Source organism: Lysinibacillus macroides, from assembly GCF_001281525.1.
Classification (GTDB): Bacteria; Bacillota; Bacilli; order Bacillales_A; family Planococcaceae; genus Lysinibacillus; species Lysinibacillus macroides.
Genome location: NZ_LGCI01000010.1, coordinates 774,956 through 790,835 on the forward strand (window position 1 = coordinate 774,956; position 15,880 = coordinate 790,835).

At 38.6% G+C, this 15,880-nt stretch carries 19 protein-coding genes and 1 CRISPR repeat array (1 of these 20 only partly in view); of the genes, 1 reads left to right on the forward strand and 18 read right to left on the reverse strand.

All coding sequences use genetic code 11. The features are described 5' to 3' along the window. Positions 1-89: a CRISPR direct-repeat array (repeat unit 33 nt; unit sequence ATTTCAATCCATTCTCTCCATACAGAGAGAAAC); it begins 5,698 nt to the left of the window's first position. Between the two features lie 379 nt (positions 90-468). The 6 genes from ADM90_RS18445 to ADM90_RS18470 all read right to left on the reverse strand — a co-directional run bounded on the left by ADM90_RS18445 (position 469) and on the right by ADM90_RS18470 (position 4,815). Next, entirely contained in the window at positions 469-666 is a 198-nt protein-coding gene (locus ADM90_RS18445) for a hypothetical protein (protein ID WP_053996375.1), read from the reverse strand. Positions 667-703: 37 nt separating this feature from the next. After that, positions 704-904 carry a hypothetical protein gene (locus ADM90_RS18450; RefSeq protein WP_053996376.1) on the reverse strand — a complete coding sequence of 67 codons (201 nt, stop codon included), beginning with the start codon at positions 902-904 and terminating at the stop codon, positions 704-706. A gap of 27 nt (positions 905-931) precedes the next feature. Further along, positions 932-1,216 (reverse strand): YkgJ family cysteine cluster protein, encoded by a 285-nt coding sequence (locus ADM90_RS18455; protein WP_053996377.1) that lies wholly within the window; start codon positions 1,214-1,216, stop codon positions 932-934. Further along, positions 1,213-2,571, reverse strand: a complete 1,359-nt coding sequence (locus ADM90_RS18460) for a hypothetical protein (RefSeq protein ID WP_053996378.1) — start codon at positions 2,569-2,571, stop codon at positions 1,213-1,215. The genes ADM90_RS18455 and ADM90_RS18460 overlap by 4 nt, the downstream gene beginning before the upstream one ends. A 12-nt stretch (positions 2,572-2,583) precedes the next feature. After that, on the reverse strand, positions 2,584-3,594 hold the full coding sequence (locus ADM90_RS18465; protein WP_053996379.1) for a hypothetical protein: 1,011 nt from the start codon (positions 3,592-3,594) through the stop codon (positions 2,584-2,586). 252 nt (positions 3,595-3,846) lie between these two features. Beyond that, positions 3,847-4,815, reverse strand: a complete 969-nt coding sequence (locus tag ADM90_RS18470) for a helix-turn-helix transcriptional regulator (RefSeq protein ID WP_053996380.1) — start codon at positions 4,813-4,815, stop codon at positions 3,847-3,849. A gap of 423 nt (positions 4,816-5,238) precedes the next feature. On the opposite strand from ADM90_RS18470, the gene ADM90_RS18480 reads away from it, so the two are divergent. After that, a protein-coding gene (locus tag ADM90_RS18480) for an IS3 family transposase (protein WP_152927953.1) occupies positions 5,239-6,380 on the forward strand; the annotation gives its coding sequence in 2 pieces (ribosomal slippage) (positions 5,239-5,512 and positions 5,512-6,380; 1,143 coding nt in all). 142 nt (positions 6,381-6,522) lie between these two features. Here the strand turns inward: ADM90_RS18480 and ADM90_RS18485 are convergent. The 12 genes from ADM90_RS18485 to sdhA all read right to left on the reverse strand — a co-directional run bounded on the left by ADM90_RS18485 (position 6,523) and on the right by sdhA (position 15,839). After that, positions 6,523-7,248 carry an FxLYD domain-containing protein gene (locus ADM90_RS18485; RefSeq protein ID WP_053996381.1) on the reverse strand — a complete coding sequence of 242 codons (726 nt, stop codon included), beginning with the start codon at positions 7,246-7,248 and terminating at the stop codon, positions 6,523-6,525. Positions 7,249-7,267: 19 nt separating this feature from the next. Beyond that, positions 7,268-7,600: a hypothetical protein gene (locus ADM90_RS18490; protein WP_053996382.1), complete on the reverse strand. Its 333-nt coding sequence runs from the start codon at positions 7,598-7,600 to the stop codon at positions 7,268-7,270. Positions 7,601-7,692: 92 nt separating this feature from the next. After that, positions 7,693-8,667, reverse strand: a complete 975-nt coding sequence (locus ADM90_RS18495) for a helix-turn-helix transcriptional regulator (RefSeq protein WP_083448610.1) — start codon at positions 8,665-8,667, stop codon at positions 7,693-7,695. A gap of 222 nt (positions 8,668-8,889) precedes the next feature. Continuing rightward, positions 8,890-9,396 (reverse strand): metallophosphoesterase, encoded by a 507-nt coding sequence (locus tag ADM90_RS18500; RefSeq protein ID WP_053996384.1) that lies wholly within the window; start codon positions 9,394-9,396, stop codon positions 8,890-8,892. A 12-nt stretch (positions 9,397-9,408) separates the two neighbouring features. After that, positions 9,409-10,002, reverse strand: coding sequence for an XTP/dITP diphosphatase (locus ADM90_RS18505; RefSeq protein WP_053996385.1), 594 nt, complete (start codon positions 10,000-10,002; stop codon positions 9,409-9,411). Positions 10,003-10,006: 4 nt separating this feature from the next. Next, complete coding sequence (rph, locus tag ADM90_RS18510; protein WP_053996386.1) at positions 10,007-10,756, reverse strand: ribonuclease PH; 750 nt, start codon at positions 10,754-10,756, stop codon at positions 10,007-10,009. A 123-nt stretch (positions 10,757-10,879) separates the two neighbouring features. Then, positions 10,880-11,677 carry a glutamate racemase gene (gene racE / locus ADM90_RS18515; protein ID WP_053996387.1) on the reverse strand — a complete coding sequence of 266 codons (798 nt, stop codon included), beginning with the start codon at positions 11,675-11,677 and terminating at the stop codon, positions 10,880-10,882. A 10-nt stretch (positions 11,678-11,687) separates the two neighbouring features. Continuing rightward, a complete protein-coding gene (locus ADM90_RS18520; protein WP_053996388.1) occupies positions 11,688-12,140 on the reverse strand; it encodes a MarR family winged helix-turn-helix transcriptional regulator in 453 nt (150 codons plus the stop codon). Positions 12,141-12,214: 74 nt separating this feature from the next. Continuing rightward, positions 12,215-12,436: a helix-turn-helix domain-containing protein gene (locus ADM90_RS18525; RefSeq protein WP_004226437.1), complete on the reverse strand. Its 222-nt coding sequence runs from the start codon at positions 12,434-12,436 to the stop codon at positions 12,215-12,217. Between the two features lie 208 nt (positions 12,437-12,644). Next, positions 12,645-13,109: an acyl-CoA thioesterase gene (locus tag ADM90_RS18530; RefSeq protein WP_053996389.1), complete on the reverse strand. Its 465-nt coding sequence runs from the start codon at positions 13,107-13,109 to the stop codon at positions 12,645-12,647. Positions 13,110-13,302: 193 nt separating this feature from the next. Further along, complete coding sequence (gene sdhB, locus ADM90_RS18535) at positions 13,303-14,079, reverse strand: succinate dehydrogenase iron-sulfur subunit (protein WP_053996390.1); 777 nt, start codon at positions 14,077-14,079, stop codon at positions 13,303-13,305. A 5-nt stretch (positions 14,080-14,084) separates the two neighbouring features. After that, the gene (gene sdhA, locus ADM90_RS18540) at positions 14,085-15,839 is read right to left on the reverse strand and encodes a succinate dehydrogenase flavoprotein subunit (protein ID WP_053996391.1); all 1,755 of its coding nucleotides are present in this window, start codon (positions 15,837-15,839) and stop codon (positions 14,085-14,087) included. Between the last annotated feature and the right edge of the window lie 41 nt (positions 15,840-15,880).

Here is a 15,880-nt window from a genome sequence, read left to right on the forward strand (position 1 = left end):
TTCTCTCCATACAGAGAGAAACGCATTTTTGCGACATTTACCTTATTATATATAGTATTTCAATCCATTCTCTCCATACAGAGAGAAACTGTGAAAATCGATATAAAAGTAATAATTACAATCGATTTTCACTAAAATATAAATCTTTATGGTTAGATTAGCTTAAAACTTTTTCCATTTCAATGGAAAATTGATTGAATTATCGGTGCGAATCTCCCTAGAAAATTATGTTTGCTTGACATCCGCACTTGCTGTTTAAAAGAGATGAGTTCTCTTCTGGCATTTATAAACTTTCATTATATATAACAACCAAAATTAGATGCTTGGTAATTCTACTTTTCTGTTGCTATTTCTCTGAAAATAACATACAAAGGTGGATTTAAGAAGTGGCTGGAGCCAATGAAAAGTAACATTCCCTTAATCTTTACCATATTTGTTCACTTACGGCTCCATTCACTTTAACACAGATCAATTTCTAAAAAAACGTGTTACAATTCTAAAAAGGTTTTTTATGATACCTAAAAATTGAATGATTTCGTCCATAAAAGGCACTCCTTCTGGAATAACCAAATTAATTGCTAAAGCAATTAACTTTCCTGGCAAAGGTAGTAGCCATGTGGCAAATGCTATCAAAATAACGATACCAAAATATACTACAATTATCACAAATCCGGCTCCCTATATAAGTCAACTTATAACTCTTCTAAAGTTCGTAACCACGTTCTTTTAAAAGCATTCTAGCTGCAATTCGTCGGTTTCCCTGCCCTCGTGTACCAAGTTCATAAAGCTTCTCATCAGAAAAATGGGCAATTCTATCTTTTTCTTGTTGAATCGCCTCCGTTTTTTCAACAATCGCATTCCCTGCAGCCTTAGCTGCTCCTTTTAGAAAATTACCAAATCCCATCTTTTCTTCCTCCCTACTTTTGTTTCTTTATAGTAAAACCCTATAGCTTTCATCAACTCCCAACCTCTCCTGCAACTCATTACATGCTTTGGCATTGAGCGCGTAAAACTCCTCCTTGGACATGTAAGCTGAAAAGATCGCTTCATAGGATTCATCAATCCGACAGAGTAAAGGACGGTCTGTGTAAATACTACATTCCCCTTCAATCAAATTTACACAGACGCCGTCTTGATTATAGGGCTCTAAAAAATCAATACCTTCGATCGAGCTACAGCAAGCACCACATTTTGTACAAGGAAATTGCTTGATCATAGCTCTAATCTATCATCACTTAACATAAAGTCTTGAAATTCCTCTAATGTGTTATATTGGAATTCAATAGCGAGACCATCTGCTAATGCAACGATTGCTTTTTCAGTAAATGAACTATCTGCAACAGCTAAATCAACTAATGTTTTTAAATCTTGCAATGTTTGGCTGTATTCCTTATAGTACGCAATTAGTCTAGCTTCTTCGGCCTTAATTTCTGCAATTAATAGCTCAGATAATGCTTCTGCCTGTAATCTAGCCTCTCGCGCTAACTCTACATCTCCTCTTACCGCTTCAAATACTTTATATAATTGCTTCATGGCGATTAATCCCACTGTACCAGCTACAGCAGCACCGATTGGACCAAATAACGCTGCACCTGCTGCAGTTAAAATAACACCTGAAAAACAGCTTACAGCATTAGAACCAAGCCCTGTGACATACTCATCCACCGTTATTTTATTCGTTAAAAATTTATATGTTAGTTCTGTCATATTTACTGCGGAGCTTGCTAATGCACCTGCTACATTGCCATTAACAATTGGATTATTTTTACCTAAATATTTAATGCCATAAGAAATACCTGCCACTACTGAGCCACGAGCCGCACTGTTAGCTGCTGCCTTGCCTGTTTCCTTTACACAAAAATTATCTTTAAAATAACCTTGGGTTGCTGAAACTGTCCCCCCTATAAAAGCACCTGCTAACGCTCCACTAAGCATTGCACTTTGAATCCCTGTGATCAATTCAGTACGATTCATTTTAGCTGCAAATGTTTCTGCGTTTTCGGCTGCATCCATGGCCTCTTGATAAGTAGTACCGCCACTACTTATACTCTCATAATAAGTTTCACCTGTAATATCGCCATATGCATCTTTATAGTCTTGAGCATAAATGCCTTGTGAATTCATGCGTTTCTCTACCAACTCACTAACTCGTTCTGCTTTCTCGACATTTACTAAACGGTCCATCCCATTATATTTTGGATTGGCTATAGCTCTTGCTGCAGTAGGGGCTGTACGATAGGATTTTGCTTGAATTTCCTTTAAAACCTCACCGTTTGGATTGCGAATTAATAGATCGGCTGCGGCATGCGGTTGTCCTAGTTCATCCGTTGTCACAACTCTTAATAGACTACCTGCTTTAGCAGCATTCACATTAAATTTGGTCGTTTCAATAATTTCAAACATACGCCCCTGTGTCTGATCACTAGCACAATTAATATATTGCTTAGCAACGGCAACTAAACGCTTGGTTCCAGCCACTGTTTCAATTAGTGCACTTCCTTGCTTTTCAATGGTTTCACTAACCACTTGTGCTGTAATATGGTCAGTCTCTGTTTGACGTAGCGCTACCACAACAACTCCTCCTTAAAATGCTGATAGCTTTTGACGTTCAGCAGTCATAACATCTTGGAGATTTGGTGCTAAATTTCCGTCTTCATTTAAAATTGTTGTATTCAAAATATCACGCATAATCACTGCTAATTTATAATTATTATGAATTGTTTTTTGCTCTTCGTTAGAATAGCTTCTAAAGTCTACCCCTTGTCGACTAATAATTGCTGCCATCTTGTCAATATTCACTTCAAATAATCGCTCCGTACTCTCAGCTAGTTCTTGCATACTTTCTGTTGCTATACGGATGCTATCCATTACTTCTGATGCTGCATGTAACTTTTCAACCTCTGTATTCACCTCTGCTTTTTTAGCATACATGTCCTCTAGCTTTTTCTCGGTAGAGGCTGCAAAAATAAAGCTACCAATTGCTAGTGCTGGCGCTAAGGCAATCCCGCCTAAAACCATCGTACCTCCTGCAACACCTAAACCACCTGCAGCCAATGAGCCTCCTCCTAAAAATGCTAATGTTGCATTTTGCGCAGCAATACCACTTAGCGTTGCAATAGCAGTACCCGTAGAAGCCGCTGCAAATGTTGTTGTCGCACCTACTGCCCCCATTGCAGCTAAGCCTCCTCCCGCTAAAGAAGCCAAACCTGCTGCCATGACTTGTCCCGCCTTCACTACTTGTTTTTCAACATTTAACACAAACTGCTCCACCTCTTGCGTTGTCACAAGACTGTCTATCACAGTTTGATCTGTGAAATTAATATTTTTAATTTTCTTAAATTCATGAATAAATTCTTTCATTACTCCATCTAAAATCTTTAGTTTCAGCTTACCGTATTCTTCGAAAGTCGCATTAGTATTATCTTTTGATTTTTCAAAAGCCGTGTGCGCTTTTTTGTATTTTCTCTCCAGTTGTTCAGCTAATTCCTTTGTTTCCTTCATATTTTTATATGAGTCATATCCTTTTTTTCCTGCAACTGCTGTAGAAGCCGCAGCTGCTCCTGCTACGATTAGTGGAATTAATGGTAATGGCATAATGACCAACTCCTATTGTTATTTTTAGTAAAAATTTGTTTAGTATGATTGCATTTATTAACATTATAGCTTTTATAAATACCTCTTTCGCCACCTCACTATGCTTGAATTTCTTTTGATTTTCATTCAAAAATGGGCGGTTATTGAAAGGAATTCACTCGTTACCTGTCTATCAAGTTGGGATGAATGTTGACACATGACACTGATTTTAGCGGTTGCTGTAATGGTGTGTACTATCATATGTATCACCCCTTACTCCTCCCGATACAAGTCTGCCATTGCATCAATCATCTCTTTCATTTGTGTACGTAAGTCTTGTGGTTTCACGACCTCCACCTTTTTACCTTGACTAAGCAGCCACATCATACAGCCTGTTGTGCCGTATATTTCCGCTTCAATGAGCCAACCGTCCTCTAATGTTTTGATAATGCGCCCATTTGGAAAGCGATCCAACACGGGGTCTATCGTTACGCCTCGGAAAATAAATTGTAGACGATCAAGCTGTCCCGCATACATAAACTGAATGCGCTGGCGTAGCATGCCTTCTTCAAAGCGGTCTTTTTCTGCAAAGGAAAACTTCCTGTTTAATGATTTGAATTGACAGATGCGATCCATGCGGAAAATAATGGGCGATTGGTACTCACTCTCATGAATAAAGGCGATTAAATAAAAATAATATTCTGAAAATAAAACAGCAACTGGCTTTACAATATGATGTTTTTTTTGATAATCCATTCGCTGATATTCAATCTCTATTACGGTCTTACTGCGAATGCTTGCCGCAATAGCCCAGAGCATATCGAGTAGCGGCTGATTGTGTTGCAATGGTCGATAATGGAGCAGCTCATTGCCTACAATAGCTTGGATAAATTTTTTATCATCCTTTGTGCCTTGTGCTAGCAGTGATGCAATCAAATTTTTCATTTCCTCTGCATTCAGTGCACGACTTTCCAGTAATATCTTTGTTACGGTTAGCAACTCTTTTGGTGAGAGCCCCTCTCTATCACCGACCAAGCGATAGCCATTCTCCGCCCGACTATAATGAATCGATTGGGCTACAGTTGACTTTTCTAAATGCATTCGTATACTTTGAATATCCCGCTGCACGGTACGTTCATTGACATCTAAACTTTTAGCTGTTTCTAGCTTATTAATCGTTTCACCTTTACGAAAGCGATCATACAATTGTAGTATGCGATAGACTTGCTCCTCCTTTTCCATAAAAACATCCCCTTCACATTTATAAGTGGATTTGTTATGTATTGTAGCAAAGTACCTAGACATAATATGTCATCCCACTTATTTAATTTACTAATAATGAAAATATATCATATCATTTCTAATAGCAGTAGATTTTATGAAAAAATAATAGCAAGCTAGGACAAAATGAATGAGTTCTTTCATCCATGCTGTGCTTTGGCTTATTTTTTCGAGCTCATTCGTGACAACTACAAAGCTTTTTTTGTTCCACAAATATTTACCTTATCCTGCAGTTCTTGTTGCAGACGCAAGAACAATAAAAAAACCGAACGATTCCAAAGCACTTCATGTGGGCACTGACCTAAAAAAATGAGACAAATAAAAACACCTTTCGTTGAAAAACGGGTATTGTACCTTATCAAATCAATGTGGAGGTGTTTTTCTATGGGGACAAGAGTGAGTTACCCAGTGGAAGTGAAAATGAAAGCAATTGAAATGAGATTAGCAGGCATTCCTGTAAAACAAGTACTAGAGGAGCTAAATATTCGTAACCATTCTCAGTTAAAAACATGGATGAAATGGTACAAGAACGGCGAATTACATCGTCTTGAACAGCCAGTAGGAAAACAATATACATTTGGCAAAGGGCCTGAATATGAAAGTGAAACCGCTAAGTTACAAGCAGAGAATCGTTATTTAAAGCAACAAATTGAAGTGTTAAAAAAGTACGCAGAGTTGGAGAGGAAGTGGTCCCAAAAGTTGTAGTAGAGCTAGTAGAGGAGTTAAAAGAAAGGATGCCGATTGGTGAAATCTGCCGTCATTTAGGTGTAGCTCGTTCGTCGTATTATCGCTGGAAGGTCAATGAAAATAAATTCACTCAAAAGGATCTTCGAGACCAACAAATTGGCGACTTGTGCAAGTTACACAAATTCAGATACGGCTATCGAAAAATCACAGAATTACTTACTGACATTAGTGAGAAAACGGTGCAACGTGTGATGCAAAAATACGGCTGGCAATGTCGTGTAAAGGTAAAGAAACGTAAACGTACGGGACAACCAGCTCACATTGTTCCTAACTTATTAGCACGTGATTTTACGGCATTAAAACCGCTAGAAAGGCTCGTAACAGATATTACTTACTTGCCTTTTGGACAATCTATGATGTACCTTTCAAGTATCTTAGACCTATTTAATGGCGAGGTTATTGCGTTTACAATTGGTTTTACACAAGATACCGACTTTGTCTTAGATACGCTAAATCAATTACCCGATCTACCAGAAGGCTGTATCCTGCATAGCGACCAGGGTTCTGTTTACACATCTTATGCATATCAGAAGGCAGTCAAAGAAAAAGGAATGACCATGAGCATGTCTCGTAAAGGCACGCCCGCTGATAATTCCCCAATTGAAACGTTTCACTCCTCGCTAAAGTCTGAAACGTTCTACCTCGATGATATTTATCGCACAACAAATGCGTGTGTCATAAATATTGTCGAAGAATACATTTACTATTATAACAATATTCGGATTAAAACGAAATTAAACAACCAGTCGCCGGTTCAATACCGTCAACTGGCTGTATAATAAGGTGTTTTCATACTGTCTCAAAAATAGTATTCAGTGCCTGTGAAAGCTTCAATAGAATAGTTCGGTGTTTTTGTTCCAGTTCTCGTTTATGTTTAGCCAAATTTTTTAGATTTTATTTGGTCATATAGCTATTTTGGAATCACCAATTCCATCCATAGGATTTTACTTCAATTGTAGCAATTTTATCCTGTATATTTGGTGGTAAGTCGGGATAGCTTAATTCGAAGCCTGTTTCTCCATTAGGGGCAAGTCCTATATCGACAGAGCCCTTTAAAGCTCCTAATAGATTTCCTTCAGCATCCAATAAAGCTGCTGCAATGCGAATATCATCTTGCTGATCCTCTGTTATATTTTTAAGAACTCCTGTTACTTTATAGCCGTATTCTCCAGCAATCCCCTTTACACCACTTATCTCCATTAGTGTTGGATCTTCTTTTGTTTCCTTAAAGCTAAAATTATAAGTTGTTTCAGCAAATGCCTCTGGATTCACGCCATCTAGGTATCCTGTTTCTACGATAATCGCGGTTTCGCCAGGCAAAATAACGGCTGGCACAGAGTAAATCATCGTTTCTGTTCCTAGGATCGAGCCATCTGTCCCTTTATAATTCATTTGTGTTTCCTTCATTTCAACAGGAACATTTCCTTTGTTTTCATAAATTGCTGCTGAATGAACATAAGTTGTATCATATGGTTTCCATGCTGTGCTTATATGTTTTTGGATTTCAGCTAAAGCCGTTGTTTGCTCCTTTTCTGCTTTATCGCTCGTTTCTTTATCGGATTGTGAACTAGCAATCTTCTCTTCTCCACAACCGCTTAACATTAACCCCAGCGATAGAATCGTGCTAGCAAATACTACTCTTTTCATTCGTCATCCTCCGTTTCATTCATACGCTTGTCATATCTGGTTTAGGTGTTTGTTTAATTCGAAATGCCAATATACCTGCTAATAATAAAAAGATAAAAGCTACTATGAAAAATAAGCCATTTGCAAAAAAACCATAGATAGCAATTAACATTAAAGCTATTCCGCCAATTTTATGAAACTTCCAAGAAAGAAAGCCCATAAAAATCGCAAGAGCAGATAGCCAAAATACTGTTGCCCCGTCATTTGCCATATCATTTTCACCAAAGCCTGTCCCAAAAGCCGTTACAACAAAGCCACTTGCTAATCCTGCTAAACCACCGATAATTGCTAATACAGCCACCCAAATTTTCATTATTTAACCTCCTACTTAGAGCTAAATTTTTATCCATAATTATTTTAAAAATACTATTTTTTACATCCTATCCCTAGCTCAATTATGTATTCTTAAGCTTCTTTATAACGGTATAGCATGTTTTCAATCAGCTGTTTCATATGCTCTCGTAAATCCACTGGATAAATCACCTCCACTTTATCGCCCTGACTTAGCAACCACATCATACAGCCTGCTGTACCATATACTTCTACTTCTACAAGCCAGCCGTCATCTATTGTCTTAATGATTTTTCCATTTGGGAAGCGATCAAGAACAGGTGTAACGGTAACACCCCGAAACTTAAATTGCAGCCGTACTAAAGTGCCCGTATACATAAACTGAATACGCTGACGCAGGATACCTTCCTCAAGACGATCCTTTTCAGCAAATGAAAATTTCTCATCCAATTGCTTAAATGACCGTATACGATCTAATCGAAAAATAATTGGTGAAGGATGCTCGCTATCTTTTATAAATGCAATAAGGTAGAAATAGTATTCTGAAAACAAAATAGCAACTGGCTTCGCAATATGTTGTTTCTGCTGATGATCCATTCGCTCATAAATAATGTCAATGAATCTCTTTTTCTGAATACTTTCAGCAATATTCCACACAAGCTCTATTAAGGGCTGGTTATGCTGTAAAGGGCGATAATGCAGCAATTCATTTCCTACAATGGCAGTATAAATAGATTTTTCATCACCCCTTTTGCTATATGTCAGTAGTGAATCAATCACCCATTTCATCTCTTTTGCATTTAAAGCACGGCTCTCTAAGAGGATTTTGGCAATAATCAATACTACTTTAGCAGGCATTCCTTTTATGGTACTTTCTGTTAATACGTAGCCCTTTTTAATTGCATCATATTCTACGGTTTGCCCAGAAAATGAGTTAGCTAAATGCTCTTGAATATTACTAATATCCCGTTGTATTGTACGCATACTAACTGCAAGCCTCGTAGCTGCCTCTGATTTATTGATCGTTTCTCCATTACGCAGCTGGTCATATAACTGTAGAACACGGTGTATCTGCTCCCATTTCTCCAAAATGACACCCCCTTCCTAGCACAACTAACTCACTCATTACATTAACAAATCACCTAGACGTACGATGTCATTTGGTATATATTTTTTACTATTTATCCAAAATAATAGCTACCTTCTAAAAGAAGTATATTTTTCTTATCTACTCGACGCTTCTATTTAATAGCATAAAAAACACCTGAATGGAGAGAATTATCCTCTAACCATTCAGGTGTATTTTTTATGCTATTGATATCGTGGAAATGTTTGGGTCCCTATACATTCATGTTGATCTGTCCAAAAATCTATTTTAAAAGAGGTGTCATCAATTTCTACAACCGCAAAGCTTTTTTCCTTGCGACCACGTGGTTTTAATAGGCTACCAGGATTTAAAAATAAAATATTATCAATTACTTCTGCATCCAGAATATGAGAGTGGCCGTAGCATACGAGCTGTGCGCCTACTTCTTTTGCGCGATAAGATAATGACAACATTGAGCTTTTGACATTTAATAAATGACCATGTGCAGCAAAAATAGTTACGTTGTCAACCGTGAAAATTTCTTCTTCTGGAAAGGCTTGGTCATGGTCACAGTTTCCTCGCACTTTTTTCATACCTGCTAATGCTAGATGTGAGAAAGGGAGTTCACTATCTCCACAGTGTATTAGCATATCGATCTCCGGATAAAAGCTTCTCACTTTATCAATCACATGGCTATCACCATGTGTATCACTCATAACCAGTATTTTCATACATATCACCTCTTACTTGATAAGATTCGGCAATTGCTCCTTGAGCTTGCGAATGGCATTGCCACGATGCGAAATAGCTCCTTTTTCTGCTGGTGTCAGCTCAGCCATCATACGGTTTAAGCTTGGTACAAAAAAGATAGGGTCATAGCCAAAGCCATTTGTCCCACGCTTTTCATGCGCAATTACGCCTTCACATGTGCCAAAAACTGTTGTTGTGTTCAAGTTTGGGCCTGCCATCGCAATACAGCAGCAAAAACGTGCTGTCCGGTTAGTATTTTCAATGCCCTGTAAGTTCTCTAACAACTTCTTCATATTTGCTTCATCGTCATGATCACCAGCATAGCGTGCAGAGTACACGCCTGGCTCCCCATTTAAGGCATCCACTGCTAAGCCGCTATCATCAGCAATGACAATTGTGCCAAGCTCCTTTGCTAAGGCTTCTGCCTTTAAAATAGCATTTTCTTCAAAGGTTGTACCTGTTTCTTCTATTTCCATATCTGGTGCGGCTTCAAACATTGTGACTACTTTATAACCAAGTGGGTCAAATAACGCTTCGAAATCTTGTGCTTTTCCTTTATTTTTTGTTGCGATTACTACTTGCTTCATTTTACTAATTGCCTCCCACCATAGTTGCTAGCTCACCAAGTGCTGCTTTTTGATATTCGATTAATTGCTGAATACCTGTTTCACCTAATGCTAGCAGTTCATTTAATTCTTCACGAGAAAATGTTGCTTCTTCGCCTGTGCCTTGTAATTCTACAAATTGTCCTCTACCTGTCATAACAATATTCATATCCACAGCAGCGTCAACATCTTCTACATAGTTCAGATCTAAAATAGCTCCCTGCTCTTCGACAATGCCAACACTTGTAGCTGCTAAAAAGTCTGTAACTGGAAATTTTCTGAATGGCTTCTTTTCTTCTGCCACTTTCGCAATCGCCTGTGTCATGGCTACAAATGCTCCTGTAATAGAGGCTGTACGAGTACCACCATCTGCTTGAATCACATCACAGTCAATCCATACTGTACGCTCACCAAGAGCTTCTAAATCGACGACAGCACGTAAGGCACGACCAATTAAACGTTGAATTTCCATCGTACGCCCATTGACTTTCCCACGAGAGGATTCCCGCGGTGTACGCTGAGCGGTTGCACGTGGCAGCATTGAATATTCGGCTGTGATCCATCCTTTGCCTTGCCCACGTAAAAAGCCAGGAACCTTCTCCTCTAGTGTTGCTGTACAAATTACTTTCGTATGTCCTACTTGAATTAATACGGAGCCTTCTGGGTGTAATAGGTATTCACTAGTTATTGTTACAGGTCGCAGTACATCTGCATTTCTTCCATCAAATCTTGTCATCTCATCGTTCCTCCTAAAAACTTTCGCGCACTCATCTTATCATAATTTGTTGGACTTAGAAAAGGTGGTAGAGCGTGCTGAAAACGGCAAAAATCAGCCTAGCCCAATTGCTAAGCTGATTTTTTATTTTAATGTAATACGTTTAATATCGAGCGTACCTTGCTCTAACCAATTTTCAGCGATTGAACGGAAAATTGGGACAGAGCCCGTTGCAAAAAATTTATGAGCAGGCACTGCCTCAGCATGTGCTAAAGTGCCATTATACGCTAGCATTTCTTGAACATCCTTTGCTGTTTCCTCCGCAGAAGATAAAACATGGACATCTTTTCCAACGACAGCTTCAATTTGTTTTTGTAAGATTGGGTAATGTGTACACCCTAAAATCACTGTATCAAAATGTTGTTTTTTTAGTGGCTTTAAGCCTTCTGCAATTAATTTAGTAGCAAAGTCACCTTTATATTCTCCACTCTCTACAAGTGGGACAAATGTGGGACAAGCTAGTGGAATAATATGTGTAGACGTATTTAATGATAATAAGGCTTCTTCATACGCCCCACTTTTGATCGTTCCTTCTGTTGCAAGCACAACGACTTCATGTCGCTTCGTTTTCTTTACAGCTGCACGTGCGCCAGCATTAATAACACCTAGTACTGGAAAAGGCATATTTCTTTGTAAACTTTCGAGTGCTACTGCAGTCGCTGTATTACAAGCAATAACAAGCATCTTAATATTCTTTTTTTCAAGTGCTTTCGCCATTTGCCAAGTGAAGTTTCGTACTTCCTGACGACTTCTAGGACCATATGGACATCTTGCTGTATCGCCAATGTAATAGATTGTTTCGTTTGGCAATCGTTTCATAATTTCCTTTGCTACGGTTAAACCGCCTACTCCTGAGTCAATAACGCCTATCGGGGCATTCATACTTTCCGCCTCAATCCTGTTTCATGTGTACATGTAGTTTTTCTAAATAGCTCGATAATTGCGCAACTTCTTGTTCCGTAAAGCCGACCAGCTTCTCCTGTAAATAGTGCTGTCTTTTCTCAATAACCTCTTGGATAATGCGTTCGCCTTTTGCAAGAAGATGAACAACAACAACACGGCGATCATTTTCATCACGCACACGCTTTACTAATTCGTTTTTCTCCATTCGGTCCACTAAATCTGTTGTTGTGCTAAAAGCTAAATAGAGACGGTTCGATAATTCGCCAATTGTCATATCACCAAGCTCTTCTAACCACTGCAATGCAACAAATTGTGGCGGTGTAATCGCATAATCAGAAACGATTTCTCGTCCTTTTTGCTTCACGATGGCCGCTATATAGCGTAATTCCTTCTCAACCGTTGCAACGGTTTCAGGTGAGTGCTTTGTTACTTCATCCGACATATAACTATTTCACTCCTAAAAATACGTTGAATAGTTCTATTTTGTCGTTTTTTTCACGAAATAGCAAGTGTCCATTAATCTAATTTAAATTCTTCTAAGCGTAACAGCTCAATCAACGCCTGAGATCGATTTGTTACACCTAGCTTTTGAATTGTATTGGAAATGTGATTACGCACTGTTTTTTCACTAATACCAAGCTGCTCTGCAATATCTCTCGTTGTTTTTTCAGCTAATAAAAGCGCAAATATTTCACGTTCTCGGTTTGTTAAAAGAGAACGATGATGAGAGCCATTCATTCAGTTACACCCTCCTCCCCCGCACGTATTGTAACTTATGTTAAGGGGCGAAGAGCGGTGACGGCTATTTGCATGAATATTACATGTTTCCTTAAAAATTTCAAAAACTGTATCTCTCTCTTCAAAATTTGAAGATAAAATTCACGATGAATAACCATTAAAATAATTCCTACTATTTTAATAGATTTTCTTACCAAAGTGCTACTAGTTAGTGAGAAATTGTGGACAGGCTGACTAATTGTGCTTTTTCTTCTTCAGAAAGAGGCACACTTTTTCCTGTTCTTATGTCCATTTGTACAAGTGTGCCACGACCTGTGAAGCAAACCTCATCTTTTTGATTTTTTGCTAAATAATGAATATCTAATGATGAATTGCCGACTTTTGCGATTTTTGTGTAGATGCGGAGCACATCATTAAAGAAGACCTGATTTATATAGTCACATTGTAAATCGGCGACTATTGGAATACTTTTCGCCTCATGCTCTGCTGCTAACGGCATTAAAACACCTAAATGGCGAAGGTATTCAATTCTTGCTTGTTCAAAATAAATAAAGCTCACTGTGTTATTCATATGCCCAAACATATCTGTCTCTGAAAAGCGTACACGCACTTCGGTATAAAAAGAAAAATCCTTTACCCATTCTTGAAAGTTTTTAATATAATTTGCTTTCATGTGAACACCATCCCTCTTGTTTATTTGCCAGATTTACTATATTTGATGAATATATCATGACAAATATTAAATGAATATAGATTCATTATAAAAGAAAATACTATATTATCCTAGATAAAAACATTCGGTGAAAACTATCCATATAAAAAACTCCCTTATACACAAAGTATAAGAGAGTTTAGGTTGTCCATTATTAGTCAACAAAGTGATCTGAACCAAAGAAGTTACGGAACATTTGCACTGTTGTTGCACGGTTTAATGAAGCGATGGATGTTGTTAAAGGAATACCTTTTGGACATGCAGCTACACAGTTTTGAGAGTTACCACAGTTCGCAAGACCACCATCACCCATAATCGCATTTAAGCGTTCATCCTTAATCATCGCACCGGTTGGGTGAGTGTTGAAAAGACGTACTTGTGATAATGGAGCTGGTCCGATGAATGAAGCTTTTTCAGACACGTTTGGACATGCTTCCATACAAACACCACAAGTCATACATTTTGATAATTCATAAGCCCATTGACGTTTACCTTCTGGCATACGAGGGCCTTCACCTAAATCATACGTACCATCAATTGGTACCCATGCTTTCACTTTTTTCAGGGCGTTGAACATACGTTCACGGTCAACTTGTAAGTCACGAATAACAGGGAATGTTTTCATTGGCTCAAGTTTAATCGGTTCAGTCAATTGGTCAACAAGTGTTGAACATGATTGACGTGGACGGCCGTTGATGACCATTGAACATGCACCACAAACTTCTTCTAAACAGTTCATATCCCATGCTACTGGTGTTGTTTTTTCACCATTTTCAGTAACAGGATTTTTTTGAATTTCCATTAAAATCGAAATTACGTTCATACCATGACGGTAAGGTACTTCGAATTTTTGCCAGTATCCATTACCGCTTGTAGTATCTTGACGTAAGATTTCCACTTTAACCATTCTTCCAGTATTAGCTGCGATCATAACTTTTAGTCTCCTTTCGCAGAGTAGTCACGTTTACGTGGTGGGATTAAAGAAACGTCGACTTCTTGGTATGTGATGATTGGATCACCTGTTGTAGGGTCAAACTTCGCCATTGTTGTTTTTAAGAATTTCTCATCATCACGGTTAGGGAAATCAGGTTTATAGTGTGCACCGCGAGATTCATCACGTAGTAACGCACCTTTTGTCATTACTTTCGCAAGGTATAACATATTTTTTAGCTGGCGTGTAAAGTGTGCGCCTTGGTTACTCCATTTTTGCGTATCATTGATGTTGATGTTTTCCCAACGTTGCAACATCTCATCAAGTTTTTGCAATGTTTCTTCAAGCTGATCATTGTAGCGTACTACTGTCATTGTAGCAGTCATCATTTCACCAAGCTCTTTATGCAGTAAGTAAGCGTTTTCTGTGCCATCCATTTTCATGATAGCATCCCATTTGCCTTGTTCTTCTTTGACACGAGCATCATAAAGCTCTTGTGGAAGATCTTCCGCATGCTTTTTAAGACCTTTTACATACTCTACAGCGTTTGGTCCTGCAACCATACCGCCATAGATAGCTGATAATAATGAGTTTGCACCAAGACGGTTCGCACCGTGTTGAGAGTAATCACACTCACCTGCTGCAAATAGACCAGGAATTTCAGTCATTTGATTGTAGTCAACCCATAAGCCACCCATTGAGTAGTGAACCGCTGGGAAAATTTTCATTGGTAATTTACGTGGGTCATCCCCAACAAATTTTTCATAAATCTCGATGATACCACCAAGTTTAACATCTAACTCATGCGGATCTTTATGAGAAAGATCTAGGTATACCATGTTTTCGCCATTGATACCAAGTTTTTGGTTAACACAAACGTCAAAAATTTCACGTGTTGCAATATCACGCGGTACTAAGTTACCATAAGCTGGATATTTCTCTTCTAAGAAATACCAAGGTTTACCATCTTTATATGTCCAAACGCGTCCACCCTCACCACGAGCAGATTCTGACATTAAACGGTTTTTATCGTCACCAGGAATCGCTGTAGGGTGAATCTGGATAAACTCCCCATTTGAATAAGACGCTCCTTGTTGATAAACAATAGAAGCAGCCGAACCTGTATTAATAACAGAGTTTGTTGTTTTACCAAAAATAATACCAGGACCACCAGTCGCCATAATAACAGCGTCTGCACGGAATGATTTAATTTCTTCTGTACGCATATCTTGCGCTACGATACCACGACAAACGCCGTCCTCGTCAATAATAACACCAAGGAATTCCCAGTGCTCATATTTATTCACTAAACCAGCTACTTCGTGGGAACGAACTTGCTCATCTAATGCATATAACAATTGTTGACCAGTCGTTGCACCTGAAAAGGCTGTACGGTGCATTAATGTCCCACCGAAACGACGGAAGTCAAGAAGACCCTCTGGTGTACGGTTAAACATAACCCCCATACGGTCCATTAAGTGAATAATGCCAGGAGCTGCATCACACATCCCCTTAACTGGTGGTTGGTTTGCTAAGAAGTCCCCACCATAAATTGTATCATCAAAGTGAATCCACGGAGAATCCCCTTCACCCTTTGTATTTACCGCACCATTAATTCCACCTTGCGCACAAACAGAGTGTGAGCGTTTTACAGGAACTAATGAGAATAAATCAACTTCAGTACCAACTTCAGCTGCTTTAATCGTTGCCATCAGACCGGCAAGACCACCGCCGACAACAATTATTTTGCTTTTCGCCATGATTATTTCTCACTCCTCTTAAAAAATTGCAATGATTGTGT